The 18,491-nt window shown below is 72.1% G+C and carries 25 protein-coding genes; 15 read left to right on the forward strand and 10 right to left on the reverse strand.

Features of this window, described 5'->3' with window-relative positions; genetic code table 11:
* The first annotated feature begins 3 nt into the window (after positions 1–3).
* From AB0O15_RS19240 to AB0O15_RS19265, 6 genes are all read left to right on the forward strand, one after another.
* Positions 4–1,050 carry a sensor histidine kinase gene (locus AB0O15_RS19240; RefSeq protein WP_364320076.1) on the forward strand — a complete coding sequence of 349 codons (1,047 nt, stop codon included), beginning with the start codon at positions 4–6 and terminating at the stop codon, positions 1,048–1,050.
* Positions 1,047–1,673: a response regulator transcription factor gene (locus AB0O15_RS19245; RefSeq protein ID WP_364320078.1), complete on the forward strand. Its 627-nt coding sequence runs from the start codon at positions 1,047–1,049 to the stop codon at positions 1,671–1,673. Before AB0O15_RS19240 ends, AB0O15_RS19245 begins: the two co-directional genes overlap by 4 nt.
* A gap of 43 nt (positions 1,674–1,716) precedes the next feature.
* Positions 1,717–2,220: a hypothetical protein gene (locus AB0O15_RS19250; protein ID WP_364320080.1), complete on the forward strand. Its 504-nt coding sequence runs from the start codon at positions 1,717–1,719 to the stop codon at positions 2,218–2,220.
* Positions 2,221–2,269: 49 nt separating this feature from the next.
* The gene (locus AB0O15_RS19255; RefSeq protein ID WP_364320082.1) at positions 2,270–3,652 is read left to right on the forward strand and encodes a cytochrome P450; all 1,383 of its coding nucleotides are present in this window, start codon (positions 2,270–2,272) and stop codon (positions 3,650–3,652) included.
* A gap of 199 nt (positions 3,653–3,851) precedes the next feature.
* The gene (locus AB0O15_RS19260) at positions 3,852–4,493 is read left to right on the forward strand and encodes a cytochrome P450 (RefSeq protein ID WP_364320488.1); all 642 of its coding nucleotides are present in this window, start codon (positions 3,852–3,854) and stop codon (positions 4,491–4,493) included.
* Positions 4,465–4,767 (forward strand): cytochrome P450, encoded by a 303-nt coding sequence (locus AB0O15_RS19265; protein ID WP_364320084.1) that lies wholly within the window; start codon positions 4,465–4,467, stop codon positions 4,765–4,767. The genes AB0O15_RS19260 and AB0O15_RS19265 overlap by 29 nt, the downstream gene beginning before the upstream one ends.
* 4 nt (positions 4,768–4,771) lie before the next feature.
* Here AB0O15_RS19265 and AB0O15_RS19270 read toward each other — a convergent pair whose 3' ends face one another.
* From AB0O15_RS19270 to AB0O15_RS19285, 4 genes are read right to left on the reverse strand one after another with little or no spacing between them, the layout of a single operon-like run.
* Positions 4,772–5,179, reverse strand: a complete 408-nt coding sequence (locus tag AB0O15_RS19270) for a TIGR03618 family F420-dependent PPOX class oxidoreductase (RefSeq protein WP_364320086.1) — start codon at positions 5,177–5,179, stop codon at positions 4,772–4,774.
* A 12-nt stretch (positions 5,180–5,191) separates the two neighbouring features.
* Positions 5,192–5,785, reverse strand: a complete 594-nt coding sequence (locus AB0O15_RS19275) for a hypothetical protein (RefSeq protein WP_364320088.1) — start codon at positions 5,783–5,785, stop codon at positions 5,192–5,194.
* 25 nt (positions 5,786–5,810) lie between these two features.
* On the reverse strand, positions 5,811–6,485 hold the full coding sequence (locus AB0O15_RS19280; RefSeq protein ID WP_364320090.1) for a transglycosylase SLT domain-containing protein: 675 nt from the start codon (positions 6,483–6,485) through the stop codon (positions 5,811–5,813).
* A gap of 60 nt (positions 6,486–6,545) precedes the next feature.
* The gene (locus tag AB0O15_RS19285) at positions 6,546–7,004 is read right to left on the reverse strand and encodes a MarR family transcriptional regulator (protein ID WP_364320091.1); all 459 of its coding nucleotides are present in this window, start codon (positions 7,002–7,004) and stop codon (positions 6,546–6,548) included.
* A gap of 79 nt (positions 7,005–7,083) precedes the next feature.
* On the opposite strand from AB0O15_RS19285, the gene AB0O15_RS19290 reads away from it, so the two are divergent.
* Together AB0O15_RS19290 and AB0O15_RS19295 are read left to right on the forward strand one after the other, a co-directional pair.
* Positions 7,084–8,118, forward strand: coding sequence for an LLM class flavin-dependent oxidoreductase (locus AB0O15_RS19290; protein ID WP_364320092.1), 1,035 nt, complete (start codon positions 7,084–7,086; stop codon positions 8,116–8,118).
* A 3-nt stretch (positions 8,119–8,121) separates the two neighbouring features.
* A complete protein-coding gene (locus AB0O15_RS19295) occupies positions 8,122–8,796 on the forward strand; it encodes an NAD(P)-binding domain-containing protein (protein WP_364320094.1) in 675 nt (224 codons plus the stop codon).
* On the opposite strand, the gene AB0O15_RS19300 is transcribed toward AB0O15_RS19295, so the two are convergent.
* Positions 8,793–9,155, reverse strand: coding sequence for a hypothetical protein (locus tag AB0O15_RS19300; protein WP_364320096.1), 363 nt, complete (start codon positions 9,153–9,155; stop codon positions 8,793–8,795). The two genes, AB0O15_RS19295 and AB0O15_RS19300, sit on opposite strands and share 4 nt — an antisense overlap.
* Before the next feature lie 86 nt (positions 9,156–9,241).
* Here AB0O15_RS19300 and aroA point away from each other — a divergent pair, with 86 nt between their 5' ends.
* From aroA to AB0O15_RS19335, 7 genes are all read left to right on the forward strand, one after another.
* Positions 9,242–10,516, forward strand: coding sequence for a 3-phosphoshikimate 1-carboxyvinyltransferase (gene aroA / locus AB0O15_RS19305; protein WP_364320097.1), 1,275 nt, complete (start codon positions 9,242–9,244; stop codon positions 10,514–10,516).
* A gap of 45 nt (positions 10,517–10,561) precedes the next feature.
* Positions 10,562–11,110 (forward strand): RNA polymerase sigma factor, encoded by a 549-nt coding sequence (locus AB0O15_RS19310; RefSeq protein ID WP_364320099.1) that lies wholly within the window; start codon positions 10,562–10,564, stop codon positions 11,108–11,110.
* A complete protein-coding gene (locus AB0O15_RS19315; protein ID WP_364320101.1) occupies positions 11,107–11,976 on the forward strand; it encodes a zf-HC2 domain-containing protein in 870 nt (289 codons plus the stop codon). Before AB0O15_RS19310 ends, AB0O15_RS19315 begins: the two co-directional genes overlap by 4 nt.
* Complete coding sequence (locus tag AB0O15_RS19320) at positions 11,973–12,632, forward strand: hypothetical protein (protein ID WP_364320103.1); 660 nt, start codon at positions 11,973–11,975, stop codon at positions 12,630–12,632. The genes AB0O15_RS19315 and AB0O15_RS19320 overlap by 4 nt, the downstream gene beginning before the upstream one ends.
* Complete coding sequence (locus AB0O15_RS19325; protein WP_364320105.1) at positions 12,629–13,411, forward strand: hypothetical protein; 783 nt, start codon at positions 12,629–12,631, stop codon at positions 13,409–13,411. Before AB0O15_RS19320 ends, AB0O15_RS19325 begins: the two co-directional genes overlap by 4 nt.
* A 9-nt stretch (positions 13,412–13,420) precedes the next feature.
* Positions 13,421–14,278 carry an ABC transporter ATP-binding protein gene (locus AB0O15_RS19330; protein ID WP_364320107.1) on the forward strand — a complete coding sequence of 286 codons (858 nt, stop codon included), beginning with the start codon at positions 13,421–13,423 and terminating at the stop codon, positions 14,276–14,278.
* 68 nt (positions 14,279–14,346) lie between these two features.
* Entirely contained in the window at positions 14,347–14,814 is a 468-nt protein-coding gene (locus AB0O15_RS19335; protein WP_364320109.1) for a VOC family protein, read from the forward strand.
* 96 nt (positions 14,815–14,910) lie between these two features.
* On the opposite strand, the gene AB0O15_RS19340 is transcribed toward AB0O15_RS19335, so the two are convergent.
* The 5 genes from AB0O15_RS19340 to AB0O15_RS19360 all read right to left on the reverse strand — a co-directional run bounded on the left by AB0O15_RS19340 (position 14,911) and on the right by AB0O15_RS19360 (position 18,488).
* Positions 14,911–16,449 carry an acyl-CoA dehydrogenase family protein gene (locus AB0O15_RS19340; protein WP_364320111.1) on the reverse strand — a complete coding sequence of 513 codons (1,539 nt, stop codon included), beginning with the start codon at positions 16,447–16,449 and terminating at the stop codon, positions 14,911–14,913.
* A 105-nt stretch (positions 16,450–16,554) separates the two neighbouring features.
* Positions 16,555–17,097 carry a GAF domain-containing protein gene (locus AB0O15_RS19345; RefSeq protein ID WP_364320113.1) on the reverse strand — a complete coding sequence of 181 codons (543 nt, stop codon included), beginning with the start codon at positions 17,095–17,097 and terminating at the stop codon, positions 16,555–16,557.
* On the reverse strand, positions 17,094–17,699 hold the full coding sequence (locus tag AB0O15_RS19350) for an ATP/GTP-binding protein (protein WP_364320114.1): 606 nt from the start codon (positions 17,697–17,699) through the stop codon (positions 17,094–17,096). The genes AB0O15_RS19345 and AB0O15_RS19350 overlap by 4 nt, the downstream gene beginning before the upstream one ends.
* On the reverse strand, positions 17,677–18,048 hold the full coding sequence (locus AB0O15_RS19355) for a DUF742 domain-containing protein (protein ID WP_364320116.1): 372 nt from the start codon (positions 18,046–18,048) through the stop codon (positions 17,677–17,679). Before AB0O15_RS19355 ends, AB0O15_RS19350 begins: the two co-directional genes overlap by 23 nt.
* 2 nt (positions 18,049–18,050) lie before the next feature.
* Positions 18,051–18,488 carry a roadblock/LC7 domain-containing protein gene (locus AB0O15_RS19360; protein ID WP_364320118.1) on the reverse strand — a complete coding sequence of 146 codons (438 nt, stop codon included), beginning with the start codon at positions 18,486–18,488 and terminating at the stop codon, positions 18,051–18,053.
* Positions 18,489–18,491: the final 3 nt, after the last annotated feature.

The raw sequence follows: 18,491 nt of genomic DNA on the forward strand, positions 1-18,491 counted from the left end.
TCCGTGACGATCGGTGCCTACGCCCTCCTGGCGGTGCTGACCGGGGTCACCGCGCATGTCCACGGTGTCTCGTGGGAGCTGGTCCTCTGTGGCCTGCCGGCCGTGCTGCTGCCGCTGCGGCGACCGGTGTTCCTGGCCGCGCTCGTCCTGACCACCGGCGTTCTGGTGGTCCCGGCCGCGTGGTTCGGGTTCTTCACGCCGGTGCTCTATGTCCGAGCGTTCAAGCTGCGGCGGCCGATCGCGGTGGGCGCGGTGGCGGTGGTGGCGGCCACCGCCCAGACGTATGGCGTGGACCGCACCACGCTGCTCGGCGTACTCATCTGGGTCGCCGTGATCGCCGGGAACGCTGGCCCGATGTGCGCGTTCGCCTGGTACGAGCGGCGCCTGGAACGATCCAAGGCCGAGAACGCCGCGCTCCAGGAGCAACTGCTCGTGCGGGCCCGCGACGCCGGTGTGCAGGAGGAACGCCGGCGCCTGGCCCGGGAGATCCACGACACCCTGGCCCAGGGCCTGACCGGCATCGTCACCCAGCTGCGGGCGGCCGAGCACCTGGATGACGACCCCGGGCAGCGCCGCCGGCACACCACTGCCGCGATCGATCTGGCCCGGGAGAGCCTGACCGAGGCGCGGCGGTCGGTGGACGCGCTGCGCCCGGAGCCGCTGACCTCGGCGCGCCTGGGCGAGGCGGTGTCCGGGGTCGCCGAGCGGTGGTCGGCCCGGCACGACATCCCGGTCCAGGTCACCACGACGGGTACGCCGTTCGCGCTGGGCGCCGAGGTCGAGACGGCCCTGCTGCGCATCGTGCAGGAGGCGCTGGCCAACGTGGCCAGACACGCGCGGGCGACCCGGGTCGGCGTGACCCTGTCGTTCCTGGAGGCGGAGATGGCGCTGGACGTGCGGGACGACGGCGTGGGCTTCGAGCCGGCCAGGCGGTCCGGCGGCTACGGCCTGACGGCCATGCGGGAGCGGATCACCGGTGTGGCCGGCACGCTGGCGGTCGAGTCCGAGCCGGGCGCCGGCACTGGCATCTCGGCCCGGGTGCCCACGTGAGCCCGGTCAAGCTGCTCATCGTCGACGATCACCCGGTCGTGCGGGACGGCCTGAGCAGCATGTTCGCCCGTGACCCGGGGTTCGAGGTGCTGGGCGAGGCGTCCGACGGGGCCGAGGCGGTGCGCCTCTTCGACGAGCTGCGACCCGACGTGGTTCTGATGGACCTCCGGATGCCCGGCATGGACGGCGTGCAGGCCATCGCGAACCTCGAGGATGCCCGGGTCTTGGTGCTGACCACGTACGACACGGACAGCGACGTGCTGCCCGCGATCGAGGCCGGCGCCATCGGCTACGTGCTCAAGGACGCGCCCCGCGACGAGTTGCTGCGTGCCGTCCGGGCCGCCGCCCGCGGCGAGTCGGTGCTGGCGCCGTCGGTGGCCGCGCTGCTGATGAACCGGGTCCGGAAGCCCGCGCCCGGCCCGCTCAGCCGGCGCGAGCTGGAGGTGCTGGAGCTGGTGGCGGCCGGCGCCTCGAACAAGTCGGCCGCGGCGCGGCTCTTCCTCACCGAGGCGACGATCAAGTCCCACCTGCTCAACATCTATGCCAAGTTGAACGTCAACGATCGAGCCGCCGCGGTCACCGAGGCCTTCCACCGCGGGTTGCTGACCCCGCGCTCGCGGTGAACGGGGTCGCCGACCCGGCGGGCATCGGCTACGGTCCCCGGCCGTGAAGCTTATTCGTACCGCATCACTGGCATGTGTCGCCGTGACCGCGCTCGGCCTGGCCGCCTGTGGCGACGAGACGCCGGCCGGCGCCCCGAGCTCCGCGCCGTCGGGCCCCGCGCCCGCCACCTCGTCCCTGGTCACCTCGGCCCCTCCGGCCGCGACCGGCGGCGCGGCGAAGAGCGACAAGGAACGGTGCGAGACGGCGCAGAAGGCCGGGGTGAAGTTCAAGGACGACCTGCTCGCCGGGATCAAGTCGGGCGAGGCCCAGACCTCGGCCAGCTACCGGAAGTACCTCGAGGACTTCGCCGGCGGGCTGACCGAGGCGTCGGGCGGCGGCGACAGCAAGGTCGCCAAGGATCTCCAGGTCATGGGTACGGAGCTCAAGAAGGCCTCGGCCGCCGCCGACCCGGCCAAGGCGGCCGACGGCGATGCCCTGACCAAGGCGGCGAGCGATGTCGAAGCCGCGTGCAAGGCGGCCGGCGCGGAGCTCAAGTTCGGCGAATAGTCGAATTTCCGACTTTCCGAGCAGCTGTCCGACGAGGACACTGGGCGGCATGGCTACGACCGTGAGCGCCCTCGCCGGACCCCGACCGCTTCCCCTCGTGGGCAACCTGGCCGAGTTCGTCCGGGGCCAGGTTTCCCACCGGGTGCTCGACCGGTGGGCCGACGAGTTCGGGCCGACCTTCCGGTTCCGCCTCGGCGGCAGCGACGTCATCGGCACCGCCGACCCGGCGATCGTGGACGTGGCGCTGCGCAAGCGTCCGGATGCCTTCCGGCGTAGCGCGCGGGTGTCCGACGTGATCGACGAGATCGCCGCGCACGGCGTGTTCACCGCCGAGGACGACAAGTGGCGCCGCCTGCGCAAGGTCGCCGCGCAGTCGTTGAACGTGGCCTACCTGAGGCAGTACTTCACCACGATCACCATGGTCACCGAGCGCCTGCTGAGGCAGTGGGAGACCGCCGCCGGGAGCGGTGAGTCCATCGACGTGCTCGACCGGATGATGCGCTACACCCTCGACGTGACGTCCGGGCTGGCCATGGGCCACGACCTGAACGCGCTGGAGAACACCGGCGAGGGCCTGCACAGCCGGGTCCCGATGCTGTTCCCCGCGTTCTCCCGGCGCATCAACGCGGCTTTCCCGTACTGGCGCTACGTCAAGTTGCCGCAGGACCGGCGGCTCGACGGCACGGTCGGCGAGATCGAGGCGATCGTCAAGGAGCGCTTCGCGCAGGCGAGGGTACGGGTGGCCGCGGGCGAACCGCCGTCGAACTTCCTCGAGGCGCTGGTGAAGCCGATCGAGAACGAGCCCGGGATCACCGACGACGAGGTCTTCGGGAACGTGCTGACCATGCTGCTGGCCGGGGAGGACACCACCTCGTCGACCGCGGCGTGGGCGCTGCACTATCTGGCCGAGAACCCGGACGTCCACGAGAAGGTCCGGGCCGAGGCCGACGAGGTGCTCGGTGACCAGCGGCTGCCCACCGACCCGGGCACGGTCGGCCGGCTGAAGTACGCCGAGGCGGTGGTCAACGAGGTGCTGCGGCTGCGTCCGGTCGCGCCGTACCTCGGTGTCGAGACCAAACATGACATGACGCTCGGCGACCTGTTCCTCGCCGAAGGCACCACGCTCTTTCTGCTGACCTCGTACGGCGCTCGGCGTGACACCGCCCGCTTCCCCGACCCGGACCAGTTCCGCCCCTCGCGCTGGCTGGACGGCGCCGTGAAGACCGAGGCGCTGCCGTTCGCGCCGTTCGGCAACGGGCCGCGCTTCTGCCCCGGCCGCAACCTGGCCATCATCGAGGCGTCGATCGTGACCTCGGTGCTCGCCCGCGCCTTCGACTTCATCCCGGACCACACGGCCGGCCCGGTCGAGGAACGGATGGCTTTCACGGTGTTCCCGACCAACCTCCACCTCCGGGTACGCGCACGCGCCTGACCCGCCGGGCAGCATCGACCGCCGATCGGGGCAGAAGGGTGGAACCGTGCGGCCTCCGATGGGGACACTGGGTGACATGCCCGAGAGCGTGAGCGCCCTTCCCGGACCCAAGCCTCTCCCGTTCGTCGGGAATGTGCCGGAGCTCAGCCGGGGCCAGAAGCAACACCGGGTGCTGGAGCGGTGAACCGACGAGTTCGGGCTGACCTTCCGCGTCCGCCTGGGCGGCAACACCGTGATCGTCACGGCCGACCCGGCGCACGCCGATGTGATCCTGCGCCGCCGCCCGGACGCCTTCCAGCGCAACCGGCGCAACTCCGAGATCATCCTGCCGGGCGTGTTCACCGCCGAGGGTGACCGCTGGCGGCGGCTCCGCAAGGTGGCCACCCAGTCGTTGAACGTCGCGTACCTGCGGCAGTACTTCGCCACGATCACCATGGTCACTGAGCGGCTGCTGCGCCAATGGGGGAGCATGGCCGCGTCCGGTGAGCGGATCGACGTGCTCGACCGGATGATGCGCTACACCCTCGACGTGACGTCCGGGCTGGCCATGGGCTACGACCTGAACTCGCTGGAAGCCACCGGCGACGGGCTGCACCGCCGGATCCCGATGATCTTCCCGGCCTTCACCCGGCGCATCAACTCACCCGTCCCGTACTGGCGGCGCATCCGGCTGCCGCAGGACCGGCGGCTCGACGCCACCGTCCGCGAGATGGAGGCGCGCGCCGATCGTCGGCGCCCAGCCGATCGAGGACATCACCCTGACCGGCCGCGACGGCACCGAGCTGTTTCTGGCCAAGGGTCAGCCGATCATCGTGCTGGCGTCGTACGGCGCTCGGCGTGACACCGCCCGCTTCCCCGACCCGGACGAGTTCCGCCCGGCGCGCTGGCTCGAGGGGAGCCTGCCGAAGGAGTCGCTGCCGTTCGCGCCGTTCGGCAACGGCCCGCGCTTCTGCCCCGGCCGCAACCTGGCCATGATCGAGGCGGCCATGGTGACGTCGGTGCTGGGCCGCGCGTTCGACCTGGCGCCCGACCGCTCGGGCCCGCCGGTGACCGAGCGCGTGGCCTTCGCCACCTTCCCGGCCAACCTCTACCTGCGCGCCCGCCCGCGGGCCTGACGCGTCACCTGCCCTTCAGCGCGCCCCAGCCGTGGTGGCGCTCGACGATCAGGTGGGTGCTGACCCGGGGGCTGGTCCGGTTCGGGTAGGGGGCGCCGCCGTAGTGCTGTGACAGCCGGTCGATGTCGCGCAGGCCCTCGTCGTCGCGGAACGGCTCGACCCGGCCCTGCAGGCTGACGTGGGTGTACCAGTCGTCGGCCAGCACGGTCAGCGAGACGCGCGGGTCGTTCTCCATGTGCTTGATCCGGGCCCGGGACGCGTCGAGCCCGAGCAGGATCCGGCCGTCGTCCTCCAGCAGGTACCAGGTGGCGACGGTCACCGGCCGGCCGTCGGCCGCGAGGGTGGCCATCACCGCGGGGTTCGGCTTCCGGAGGAACTCGAGGATCTCAGCGGGCAGCGGAGTGATCGACATCCGGCCAGCCTCTCACAGGCACGGCGGCGTGTAGCGGTGGACCCGGAGGCCACGGAAGTCGAGCTCGTTGGCGGTCTTGCCGACGAAGACCAGGCCCCGGGCCTCGCCGCGGGCGGTGGCGAACGGGTGGGCGGGCTCACCCAGTTCGGGCACCGACGTCCAGGCGCCGGGACGCAGGCTGAAGAACCGGGCCGCCACGCGCCCGTGGGTGGACGGGATCGCGGTGGCCCACTGGGCGCCGCCGCTCCAGTGCGAGGCCGGGCGGAGCTGAACCCACAGATCGTCGGTCGCGCTGTACGTCAGCCAGAACCCGGCCGACCGCGACAGGTCGGCCTGCGCCTCGAACTGGTTGCCCAGCCAGAGGACGGCCACGTGCCACTCCTCGTTGAGGAAGGTGATCCGGGCGGCGTAGTCACGGCCGTGGTGGATGGGCACCAGCATGCTGCCGGTGGCCGGGACGGTGGTGCCCTCGCCGGCGGCCAGCCACTGCTGGTAACGGTCGATCGACGGGGTCGCACACTCGCGCGACCCGGTGTTCGCGGCGTTCGCCGGGGCAGGGATCAGGGTCACCAGGGCGACGGCCGCCGCCACGATCAGTCTGCGCATAGATCGATACTTTACGATGTGGGCCCTAGTAGTTGCCCGCGCTCTGGAAGTGGGACCACGCGCCGCAGGGTGATTTGTAGCGCTTCTTGACGTACCCCAGGCCCCATTTGATCTGGGTCGCCGGGTTGGTGCGCCAGTCCGAGGCGATCGACCCCATCTTGCTGCCGGGCAGGGCCTGCGGGATGCCGTACGCGCCGCTGCCCTTGTTCTCGGCCTTGTGGTTCCAGCCGCTCTCGTGCTTCCACAGCTTCTCGAGGCACGGGAACTGGTCGATCGCGAAGCCGCCGGCGAGCATCAGCGCGCAGCCGGTCTTGCGGTTGCCGCTGTACTCCGTGCAGGAGGACGGGATCGGCCCGGAGTAGGGGACCGTGCCGTTGGTGGGCTTCGGCGTCTTCTTCTTCTTCTCCTTGGCCTTCTTCTCGACGGCCCGGGCCCGGCGCGCGGAGTCCTTCGCCGCGGCGGCGGCCCGGACCGCGGCCTGGCTCTCGGCCTGACGCTCCCAGGCCCGGGCGGCGGCGACCTGGTTCTGCCGCGCGTTCAGCAGCTGCGCCTCGTCCTCGCCGGCCTGCAGCACAAGCCGCGAGTGGGCGCTCTGCCGCTGGTCGGAGCGCACCCCGGCGAGGTGGACCCCGCCGACCACACCGGCCACCAGCAGGCCGACCGAGACGACCCGCACACCGACCGCGTTGAACAGCCTCACATCGATCCCTTCGCCGTGGCCGACAAAGTATCAACGAGCGTGGGGCGGAAGGAAAACCGGTCAGCCGGTGAGGTGCCGGCGCAGGGCCGCGGCCACCTCGCCGGCCGCGGCGACCTGCTCATCGGTGAGCGCGGTCACGAACAGTTCGCGGATGGCCCGCAGGTGGGGCGCCGTGGCGGCGTGGAAGGCCCGGTCGCCGGCCGGCTCCAGGCTGATCCAGGAGCCCCGGCTGTCGGCATCGCAGTGTTCCCGGCGGATCAGGCCGCGCCGTTCCATGCGGCCCAGGTGGTGGGAGAGGCGGCTGCGTTCCCAGCCGATGGCCGCGGCCAGGTCGGAGGAGCGGTAGCGCCGGTCCGCCGCCTCGCTCAGCGCCAGCAGCACGGTGTAGTCGCCCATGGACAGGCCGGTGTCCTCCTGCAGGCGCGCCGCCACCGCCGTCCGCAGCAGCTCCGTCGCCTCGATGAACTCCCGCCACATGGCCAGCTCGTGGCGGGAGGGCAGCCGTCGCGTCCCGGGCATAACCGTGCCTCCCTCGGTGTTTGACGTGTCAATTACATCATGCTTTAGTTGACGTGTCAGCCAGTGGAGGGCAGGAACCATGAGCAGCAACCTCGTGATGGGTCTCGACACCTTCGGCGACGTGCCGGTGGGCGACTCGGGAGAGCCCGTCTCGCAGGCCGCCGCGATCCGTCAGGTGATCGAGGAGGCCGTCCTCGCCGACCAGACCGGCGTCGACGGGATCGCGCTGGGCGAACACCACCGCCCGGAATACTCGATCTCCAGCCCCGAGACGGTCCTCGCCGGCATCGCCGGGCGTACCCAGCGCATCAGACTGGCCTCGGGCGTGACCGTGCTGAGCTCGGACGACCCGGTGCGGGTGTTCCAGCGGTTCGCCACCGTCGACGCGATCTCGAACGGGCGGGCCGAGGCCATCCTCGGACGCGGGTCGTTCACCGAGTCGTTCCCCCTGTTCGGGTACGACCTGAGCGACTACGACGTGCTCTTCGAGGAGAAGCTCGACCTGTTCGTCAAGCTGCTCGACGAGAAGCCGGTGACCTGGAGCGGCACCACCCGCGCGGCGCTCGACGACATCGAGGTGTTCCCGAAGACCGAGTCCGGCCGGCTGACCACCTGGGTCGGCGTCGGCGGCTCACCGCAGTCGGTGGTGCGCACCGCCCAGCACGGGCTGCGGCTCATGCTGGCCATCATCGGCGGGCAGGCCGCGCGCTTCGCCCCGTACGTCGACCTCTACCGCCGGGCCACCGAACAGCTCGAGACGCAGGCGTACCCGGTCGGCATGCACTCGCCCGGCTTCGTCGCCGACACCGACGAGCAGGCCAAGGAGATCTTCTGGCCGGCCTACAAGGAGCAGATGGACCGCATCGGCAAGCTGCGCGGCTGGCCGCCGATGAGCTGGATCGCGTTCAACAACGAGGTCGCGGACGGTTCGCTCTACGTGGGCTCGCCCGAGACGGTGGCCCGCCGCATCGCCGCCTCGGTCAAGGCGGTCGACGTCGGCCGCTTCGACCTGATCTACACGGTCGGACCCCAGCCGATCAGCGCCCGGACCCGCGCGGTCGAGCTGTACGGCTCGAAGGTGATCCCGATGGTCCGCGACATCCTGGCGGGCTGACCCATGACCACGGTGGGCATCCTCGGCGCCGGCAAGGTCGGCACCGTGCTGGCCCGGCTCGCCGTCGCCGCCGGCTATCAGGTGCTGATCGCCGGCTCCGGCGACCCGGCCCGGATCGCGCTGATCGTCGACGTCCTCACGCCCGGCGCCAAGGCCGTCACCGCGGCCGAGGCGGCCGCGGGCGCCGACATCGTCGTGCTGGCCCTGCCGCTGGGCAAGCACCAGGCCGTCCCGGTCGAGCAGCTGCGCGGCAAGCTGGTGGTGGACGCGATGAACTACTGGTGGGAGATCGACGGCGTCCGCGACGACCTCACCGACCCGCGGACCTCGTCCAGCGAGATCGTGCAGGCCTTCCTGCCGGAATCGCGGGTGGTGAAGGGCTTCAACCACATGGGCTACCACGATCTCGAAGCGGGGGCGCGGCCGCCGGGCGCGCCCGACCGTAAGGCGATCGCGCTGGCCGGCCCCGCTTCGGAGCTGGCGACGGTGGCGGCCTTCGTCGACGCGCTCGGCTTCGACCCGGTCCAGGCCGGGCCGTTGGCCGAGGGGGTACGCCTGCAGCCCGGCGCCGAGACGTTCGGCGCGAACACCGACGCCGCGTCGCTCCGCGAGATGATCGACCGCCACCCTGAGTCGGAGCACGGCCGCCAGGTCGCCGAGGGGCGCGCCGCCCGCTAGCGAGCCGTCCAGCCGTTGAGCCGGCAGGTCTTGGTGAAGGCGTCGGCGTGCACCCGCCACTGCCGGTTGTCGTCGGTGTCGCGGCCGAGCGCGGGCGCGGCGTCGGCGACGGCGTCGTTCTCGGTGTCCTTGATCGACAGCGCGACCTTGTCGGCCAGCTGGAGCCGGCTCGCCGAGGAGGTCGCGTCGCGGCGGCCGGCCTCGAAGTCGTCGCAGGCCTGCTTGGCCCCGGCGTCGAGGGGCTGCGCCTGCTCCTGGGCGCCGCCCGCGCCGCCCCAGCCCCGGGCCAGCAGCGCGAACCCCACCACGACGACGGCGGCCACGATGATGAGTGAGCGCCTGTCCAGCTTGAACTTCACAGGCTCCAACCTACGCGGCCGTCTTTTCCGCCCACAATGTGGAAAATCACCTACCCACTGGTAGCCGTGGCCAGCAGAATTGTCCCGTGACCGATTCCCGCATGGTGAGACCAGCCGTCCGTCCGCTCGACGCTGCCGTGCGTCCGCCCGGCTCCAAGAGCATCACCAACCGGGCGGTGCTGTGCGCGGCGCTGGCCCCCGGCGTGTCCACGCTGGGCGGGGCGCTGTTCGCGGACGACACCCGGGCCATGATGGACGCCGCCGTGGCGCTGGGCGCCGTCGTCGACGCTTCTCCGGACGCGCGCACGATCACGGTGCGCGGGGGCGCCGGCCCGGTCGCCGGTGCGGTGATCGACGCGCGGCAGTCGGGCACGACCTCGCGGTTCGTGCTGCCCGCGGCGGCGCTGTTCGGCTCCCGCACGGTCGTCGACGGCTCGGCGCAGCTGCGGGCCCGGCCGTTCGGGCCCGTCCTCGAGGCGCTGCGGCAGGCCGGCGCCAAGGTCGAGGAGTTGGGCGAGCCCGGCTACCTGCCCGCGGCGGTCAGCGGCCCGATGCGCGGCGGCGTGGTGCACGTCAGCGGGAATGTCTCCAGCCAGTTCCTCTCCGGGCTGCTGATGGCCGGGCCGTTCATGCACGACGGGCTCGAGGTGGCGCTGACCTCGGAACTCGTGTCGGTGCCGTACGTCGAGATCACCAAGGCGGTGATGGGCGCGTTCGGCGTACCCGTCGAGGGGTTGACGGTCGAGCCCGGCGCCTACCGGGCGCGCGCCTACGACATCGAGCCCGACGCCAGCGCGGCCTCCTACCTGCTGGGCGCGGCGGCCGTCGCCGGTGGGCGGGTCACGGTGGCCGGGCTGGGGGCGAACAGCGTGCAGGGCGACGTACGCTTCGCCGACGTGCTCGCGCGGATGGGCGCCACGGTGTCCCGGAGCGCGGACTCGATCACCGTCGAGTCGGCCGGCGCCCTGCACGGCATCGACGTCGACATGGCCGACATCTCGGACACCGCGCAGACGCTGGCCGCGGTGGCCGTCTTCGCCTCCTCGCCGACCCGGGTGCGGGGCATCGGCTTCATCCGCCGCAAGGAGACCGACCGCATCGCCGCCATGGTCACCGAACTGCGCCGCGCCGGCATCGACGCGACCGAGGACGAGGACGGCTTCACGATCAACCCGGGTACGCCCCGGCCGGTGGCCTTCGAGACCTACGACGACCACCGCATGGCGATGAGCCTGGCCCTGCTGGGCCTGCGCGTCCCCGGCATCGAGATCCGCGACCCCGGCTGCGTGGCCAAGACCTACCCGGACTTCTTCACCGACCTGGACACGCTCGTGGACGGTCAGGCGGCGCCGGCCTCCTGAAGGCGCGGTGAACCTTTGGCGCGGGGCGACGCTACTCACCCGGTGATGGGTACGGACGAGGTGGACGCGGCGCTGCTCGGGCTGGTGGCCCGGGGGGACAGTGCCGCGCTGACGCGGCTGTACGAGGCGCACTCGGGGCGGCTGTTCGGGTATCTGCTGCGGCTGGCCGGGGACCGCGGGGTGGCCGAGGAGATCCTGCAGGACACGATGCTCGCGGTGTGGCGGTCGGCCGGTAGTTACGCGGGCGGGGCGCGGGTGACCACGTGGCTGTTCGGGGTGGCTCGGCGGCAGGCGCACAATCGGCTGCGGAACGTTGCTCCGCCCGTACCCGCCGAGGCTGTTGATCGGCCCGATGGGACGCCGGGACCGGACGAGCTGGCGATCGCCGCGGCCGGGGGGACGCCGGTGGCCGAGGCGATCGGGCGGCTGCCGGACCATCAGCGGGACGTGATCGGGCTGGTGTTCGTGGCGGGGCTGCCGCTCGTCGACGCGGCCGAGGTCCTCGGTGTTCCGGTGGGGACGGTCAAGAGCCGCCTGCACCACGCGCGGGCCAGGCTGGCCCAGTTGCTCAGTCGCCAGGGAGTTCCGGAATGAACGAGCGGTTGATGGAGTACGCGGCCGGCACGCTCACGCCGGCCGAGCGGGCGACGGTCGACGCGCACCTGGCCGGCTGCGACGGCTGCCGGGCCGACCTGGCCGCCTGGGCCGGCATCGCCGCCGCCGCCGACCCGGACGTGACCCCGCCGGGCCCGGCCCTGATCCGCCGCGTGCTGGCGCGCAGCGTGCTGTCAGCCGTCGGCCCGCCGGCACGTGGTGGATCAGGGCCGAATATTGATCTGGTCCGGGCCGAGCTGCGGCTGCTCCGGGTCCGGGTGCTGGTCGCGTCGGCGTTCGTCATGGCGCTCGGCGTGGTCCTGGCCGTGGTGCAGGGCGGCGGGGCCGGTGACGTGCTGGCCCTGGTGGCGCCGGTGGTCGCCGCGGCCGGCGTCAGCGGGGTGTACGGGCCGCGGCACGACCCGGCCTTCGAGGTGGTGGCGGCGACGCCGACGGCGCAGTGGCTGATCCTGCTGATCCGGCTCACCCTGGTCTTCGGGTACGACCTGATCCTGGCCCTGGCCGCGTCGGCCGTCGTGGCGCTGCTGGGCGGCTCGGTGGCCGGGATCTGGGCCCTGGTCGTGGCCTGGCTGGGCCCGATGGCCCTGCTGTCGGCCCTGTCCCTGCTGCTGGTGGTGTGGTTCGGCCCGGACCTCGCGATCGGGGCCGCGCTGACCCTGTGGTCGCTGCGGGCGCTGTCCGGCAGCGTGCTCGCCCAGGCCGGCTGGCTGGTCGACCTGACCGGCGTGGTGTGGTCGACCAACCTGGTCACCGGCCTCGTGGCGGGTGTGCTGACGGTGGCCGCGGTGATCGTGGCCGGTCGCGGTGAACCCGTGCGGCACTCGCGCGCTACCTACCTGACGTGAGACCACTCGCTCTGTGGCGGCATGAGATCCGCCGGGCCGGCCGGGCCCCCGTCCTCGGCCCACCGCTGCTGGCCGGCGCCCTCGTCGTCATCACCTGGGCCGACCATCCACTGCGGAACCTGTTCGTCTTCCTGGAGCTGGGCCTGCCACTGACCGCCGGGCTGGGCGCCGCCGCGCTGGCCGGGCGGGACCCGGCGGCCGAGCTGCAGTTCACGATGCCGACGGCGTACCGGTCGACGCTGATGCGCCGGCTGGCCGTGATCGCCGGGTGGACGGCGCTGGTGGCCGTCGCCATCTCGGCGGTTCTCCTGGTGGCGGACGGCTGGCCGGGAACCCGCGGGCCGGTCGCCGGCCAGCTCACCTGGCTGGCGCCGGGACTGTGGCTGGGCGCGTTCGGGCTGCTGGCCGGGGCGGCGCTGCGGATCCCGGCCGCCGCGAGCGGGATCGTCGCCGTGCTGTGGCTGGTCGAGCAGCTGTTCGGCGGGGCCTTCCAGCAGCACTTCGTCATGAAACAGCTGTTCCTGTTCGCCACCACCCAGGGCGCGGCGCCGGAGGAGTGGGCGGTCAACCGGCTCACCCTGATCGGCACCGCGGTGGTGCTCGGGGCCGGCGGGTGGCTGTTGTCGGGGCGTTCCTACCAAGAGGAGTCCGAGTGATCACGGCCGCGCGGTACGAGCTGCGGATGATGCTGCGGAAGCGATCGCTGTGGGTCAGCCTGGGCGTGATCGTCGTGCTGCTCGCGGCGGTCGGGTCACAGCAGGTGCGCGAGGTGATCCGGCAGGACGACCCCAAGGGCGCCATGCTCTCGGGCGCGCTGCTGGTCAACATCTTCCTGCCGGTCGCGTACGGGTGCCTGCTCGCCGACCGCCTCGTCCGCGACCACCGGCTGGGCGTGGCGGCGATCCTGGACGCCACCCCGGCGTCCCCGGTGGCCCGGCTGACCGGCAAGTACCTCGGGGTGTGCGCCGCCGTCACCGCGCCGGTCGCGCTGGCCTACTTCGGCTTCGCCGTGGCGTACGCGATCGCCTCGGGCCGTTTCGCCGCCCTGGGCTGGGCCCTCGCCGCCTTCGCCCTCGTGCTCCTGCCGGCGGTGCTGTTCGTCGGGGCGTTCGCGCTGGCCGTCCCGCTCGTCGTGCCGGCGCCGCTGTTCCGCGTGCTGTTCGTCGGCTACTGGTTCTGGGGCAACTCGATCACCCCGGACACCATGCCGACCCTGGCCCACAGCATCGTCACGCCGATCGGCAGCTACCCGATGCAGGAGCTGCTCGGCTTCCGGATCCGCGGCGGCGAGACGATCGCCGGCCCGGTGCCCGGCGCCGCCCTGAACTTCCTGCGCCCCGAGGCCACCCCGGTCACCGCCTGGCTGTCCATCGGTGTGCTGCTGGTCCTGGCCGCGCTCGCGCTGGCCGCCGCCTCCGTCCGTCCTCGTCGCTAGGAGCCTCCGTTGCGCATCGACATCGATCGTCTGACCAAGCGGTACCGGGGCGGGGTGACCGCGCTCGACGGGCTGAGCCTGGAGGTGCCGACCGGCATGTTCGGCCTGCTCGGCGCGAACGGCGCCGGCAAGACCACGCTGATGCGGATCCTGGCCGGTCTGCTGCGGCCGACCGGAGGTTCGGTACGGGTGGGTGAGCACGACGTGACCACCCGGGCCGGGCGGGCCGCGGTGCGGCGGGTGCTCGGCTACCTGCCACAGGAGCTGGGCGTCTACCCGGACCTGAGCGCCCGCGAGTTCCTCGACTACGTGGCCCTGCTCAAGGGCATCGACGACCGGACCGAGCGGCGACGCCGGGTCGGCGAGGTGCTCGAGATCGTGGCGCTGACCGGCGACGCCGGCCGCAAGCTGAAGGGCTACTCCGGGGGCATGCGCCGGCGGGTCGGCATCGCGCAGGCGCTGCTCGCCGGCCCCCGGCTGCTCATCGTGGACGAGCCCACGGCCGGCCTCGACCCGGAGGAGCGGATCCGCTTCCGGACCCTGCTGGCCCAGCTCGCCGGGGACCGCACCGTGCTGCTGAGCACGCACATCGTCGACGACGTCGCCCAGACCTGCCGCGAGCTGGCCGTCCTGGCCTCGGGCGCCCTGGTCTTCCGGGGCACCGTCGAGGAGCTGACCTCGCGGGCCTCGGACCGCGTCTGGTCGGTGATCACGGCCGGCCCGGCGCCGACCGGCGGCACGATCGTCTCGGCGGTGCCGCACGCGGCCGGGATGCGTTATCGCGTCGTGGCCCCGGTGTCCCCGGCCGCCGGCGCCGAGACGGTGGAGCCCAACCTGGAGGACGGTTACCTGGCTCTCGTGAAGTAGCGGCCACACCCTGGCACCTATGGCTGCGATCTTTGTTTCCGTCAGCGAGAAACGAGATCGGAGTCGTCATGAGCATCACCACCACCACGCACCTCAACTTCCGCGGCAACGCCCGCGAGGCGCTGGAGTTCTACCAGTCCGTGTTCGGTGGCCAGATCATGGTCATCGCGTACGGCGACTTCGGCCTGCCCCAGGACGCGCCGGACGCCGACAAGGTCGTCTGGGGTCAGGTGGCGGCCGACAACGGCTTCCGGGTGATGGCCTACGACGTGCCCGGCCAGGCCGGCCCCGCGCCCGCGCCGGCGTCGCCGACCAGCCGCGAGAACGGCGTGACGCTGACCGGTTCGCCGTTCTTCCTGTCGGTGCGCGGCGACTCGGTCGAGGAGGTCGGCGGCTACTGGGAGAAGCTGGCCAAGGACGCCACCATCGTCGAGCCCTACGGCCCGGCCCGGTGGGCGCCCGCGTTCGGCATGCTGACCGACCGGTTCGGCGTCACCTGGATCCTCGACGTAGCGGCGCCGTACAGCGTGGCCTGAGGACAGCGCGGCCTGACAACAGCGCCGTCTGAGGACAGCGCGGCGGGCCGGCGGGGCTCTCGAACCGCCGGCCCGCCGCGGGTTCCGGGGGCTGTCCTAGCCGATCAGCAGCGGGTCGGCCCGCCACTCCTCGGCCGGCCAGCGCTTCTGGTCGATGTCACCGATGGCCTCGCCGAAGCCGCCCACATGGTCGGCGAACTCGGCCGCGGTCGGCAGGCTCCGCTCGTCGAGGTCGTACGGCGCGCTGCGCAGGCGGTCACGCAGCTGCCGCTCGGCCCACAGGGCGGTGTAGGCGTGCATCGGGGACCGGCCGGCGGCGCCGCTGGTCACCATGGCCATCATCGTCCAGCAGACCAGGTCGCCGACCACGGACGCGTGGACGTGCCGGGCCGCGGCGTCGCCGGGCGGGTCGGCGATCAGCTGCGCGACCTGGCCGGCCAGCTCCCGTACCTCGGCTCCGGGCCGGAGCCGATCGACCAGGGCCAGGAAGCCGGCCGGGTTCCGGCGCATCACGGTGCCGAGGTAGACCGTGATCGCCTCGGTCGAGCCCTCGAAGATGCGGAACAGCCGGAAGTCGCGGAAGTGCTGACCGACGGTGTTGGTGTCGAGGAAGCCTCGCGCCGCCATCACCTGGAGAGCCGAGTCGACCGCGCTCCAGGCCAGTTCACACCCGAGGATCTTCGCGCAGAAGTACCAGGCGTCGGGGACGTCCTCACCCGCGTCGCGCCACGCCGCGATGCGGGCGAGCAGCTCCTCGACCGCCTGGACCGCGGCGCCGGCCTCGGCCAGGATCTGCCGGATGCGGCCGTTCTCGGCCATCGAGCCGGTGGCGATCGTACGACCGGTGGCGAAGCGCTGGGCCAGCTCGAGCGACCGCATCGCCGCGCCGAGCGTGCTCGCGGCCAGCACCACCCGGCCGGCCATGAACGCCGTCTTGGCGATGGCCGCCCCGGATCCCTCGTCGCCCAGCCGGGCCGAGGCCGGCACCCGCAGGTCGGCGAAGGCCAGGTCGTACTGCGGGAGGGCGCGCAGGCCCAGCGTCAGCATCTCCGGCCCGACCTGGAAGCCGGGCGTGCGGCTGTCGACCAGGAAACCGGTGATGCCCAGGGGCTGGCCGTGCTCGTCGTGGAGTTTCGCGAAGACGTTCACGTACCGCGCGTCGCCGCCCAGCGAGATCCACTTCTTGGCGCCGTTGATGGTGTAGCCGCCGTCCGGGTTCCGGCGGGCCGACGTGTCCATCCCGCGGACGTGCGAGCCGATGCCCGGCTCGCTGATCGCGCTCGTGGTCAGCGCCCGCCCGGTGGCCAGGCGCGGCAGCACGTCCTGCTTCACCGCCTCGTTCGCGGCCAGCACGATCGGCGGGGTGCCCAGCGTGTTCTGCACGACGCAGAGCACCGCGAGATTGGCGTCGATCGCGCCCAGCTGGGTGAAGACCCGGTTCATGTCCGAGTGGGACAGTTCCTGGCCCTGGTAGCTCCGGGGGATCTGAAGACCCAGCAGACCGACCTCGGCGAAGTCCGAGACCAGTGCCGGCGGTAGCGAGCGACGCTCATCCATCAGCCGGGAATTGAGGAACTTCCGCGCGTACTCGCGCAGGAAGCCCAGCATTCGCTTCGCCGGATCCTCAGTGTCCATACTTTGCTCCTGTCGACGTGCGTGATGGGACATCGATCTGGTGCACGGACGGCGGGCGGGCGAGGCGGGCCACCACCCCGCCTCGCCCTCTACCCACCAACCGGATTAAAGCTCTCGGGAATTGATCTGGTTCATCAGATCGGCGGCCAGCGACTTGATGGTCTCCAGCCCGGCGCGGCCCCAGGGCCGCGGTTCCACGTCGACCACGCAGATCGTGCCCAGGGCGGTGCCGGTGCGGTCGATCAGCGGCGCGCCCAGGTACGAGCGGATGCCGATCTCGTCGACCACCGGGTTGCCGGCGAACCGGGGGTAGTCGCAGACGTCGTCCAGCACCAGGGCCTTGCGCCGCACCACGACATGCGGGCAGTAGCCGTGCTCCCGGTCCATGCTCCGGGGCAGCTCGGCGGCCGGTGGGGCGCCGGGCGGCGCGGCGGCGACGTGCAGCCCGGCGAAGTACTGCCGGTCCTCGCCGATGAAGTTCACGAACGAGTACGGCGCGTTGGCCACCTCGCTGAGCCGGCGCGCGAACTCGTCGAACTCGGGAACCGGCGCGTCACCCAGGCCCAGCTGCCTCAGGCGGCGCATCCGGGTGGGCACCTCCGAGTCGATCGGGGTCAGGGGGTTGTGGGCGGAGAACTCGTAACTCATGCCGATGCTCCGTTGTGAGGGACGGTGTCGCGTGCGATCTGGCTGTCCAGAAGGTGTTTGGTGAGGCTGATCAGCACGCCGTGGGCGGACTTGCGGTCGCGGGCGTCGCAGAAGATCACCGGGGTCTCCGGTTTGAGGTCGAGGGCGCCGCGGACGTCGTCCGGCTCGTACCGGTAGTCGAGGTCGAACTCGTTCACCGCCACCAGGAAGGCGATGCCCCGCGACTCGAAGAAGTCCACCGCCGCGAAGCAGTCCTCCAGCCGCCGGGTGTCGGCCAGCACCACCGCGCCCATCGCGCCGTTGCACAGCTCGTCCCACATGAACCAGAACCGTTCCTGCCCGGGCGTGCCGAACAGGTACAGCACGTACTCGCTGCTGATCGTGATGCGGCCGAAGTCCATGGCCACGGTGGTGGTGGACTTGCGCTCGACCCCGGACAGGTCGTCGGTGCCGATGCTCGCGGTGGTGAGGATTTCCTCCGTACGCAGCGGCGCGATCTCGCTGACCGAGCCCACGAACGTCGTCTTGCCGACGCCGAAACCGCCGGCGATCAGCAGCTTGAGCGCGGACGGGAAGATGTCAGAGCCGTCGTTGTAGGGCATCGAGGATGGTCTCCAGTACCGCCGGGTTGGTGGGATCGGCAATCGGGTCGGGCGCTCGGGTGTCCACGGCCCCGCAGTCGACGAGGTCGCAGAGCAGGATCTTGGTGACCACCGCCGGCAGCCGCAGCCGCGCCGCGATCTCGGCCACCGAGGTGGGTTGGCCGCACAGCCCCAGCGCCAGCGAATGGTCCGGGCCGAGCTGGTTGTGCGCGGGCCGCCCGGTCGCCATGACCAAGGAGAGCAGCTCCATCCGGAGCGTCGGCTCGGTCCGGCCGTTGCTCACGGTGTACGGCCGGATCAGCCGGCCCGCGGCATCGTCGAACCAGTGCTCGTCGTCGGTGCTCGGCATGCTCAACGGCCGGGTACGACGACCGGGAAGTCAGCCTCGTGGCGGGTGGGCGTGGATAGGTACGGCCGGACGCTCTTGACCAGCTGCGCCATCTCGTAGCCGAGCACGCCCGGGTCGGCCTGCTTGCCGGCGATGACCGCCAGCACCGCCCCCGAGCCGGCCGCCGAGACGAACAGCAGCGATTCGTCCAGCTCGGCCACCACCTGGCGCACCACCTCGCTGCCGCCGAACCGGACGCCGGCGCTGCGGGCCAGCGAGAACATGCCGGAAGCGACCGCGGACAGGTGGTCCGCGCCGTCGGTGTCGAGCCCGTGGGCGGCCTTGCGTAGTCCGTCGGACGAGAGGAGCAGGGCGCTGCGGGTGTCCGGGACGCGATCGACGAGCCCGGACAGGAGCCAGACGAGGTCCTGGGCGGGGCGCATCGGATCAGTGCTCGACATAGG

The organism is Actinoplanes sp. NPDC089786 (assembly GCF_040684855.1).
Taxonomy (GTDB): domain Bacteria; phylum Actinomycetota; class Actinomycetes; order Mycobacteriales; family Micromonosporaceae; genus Actinoplanes.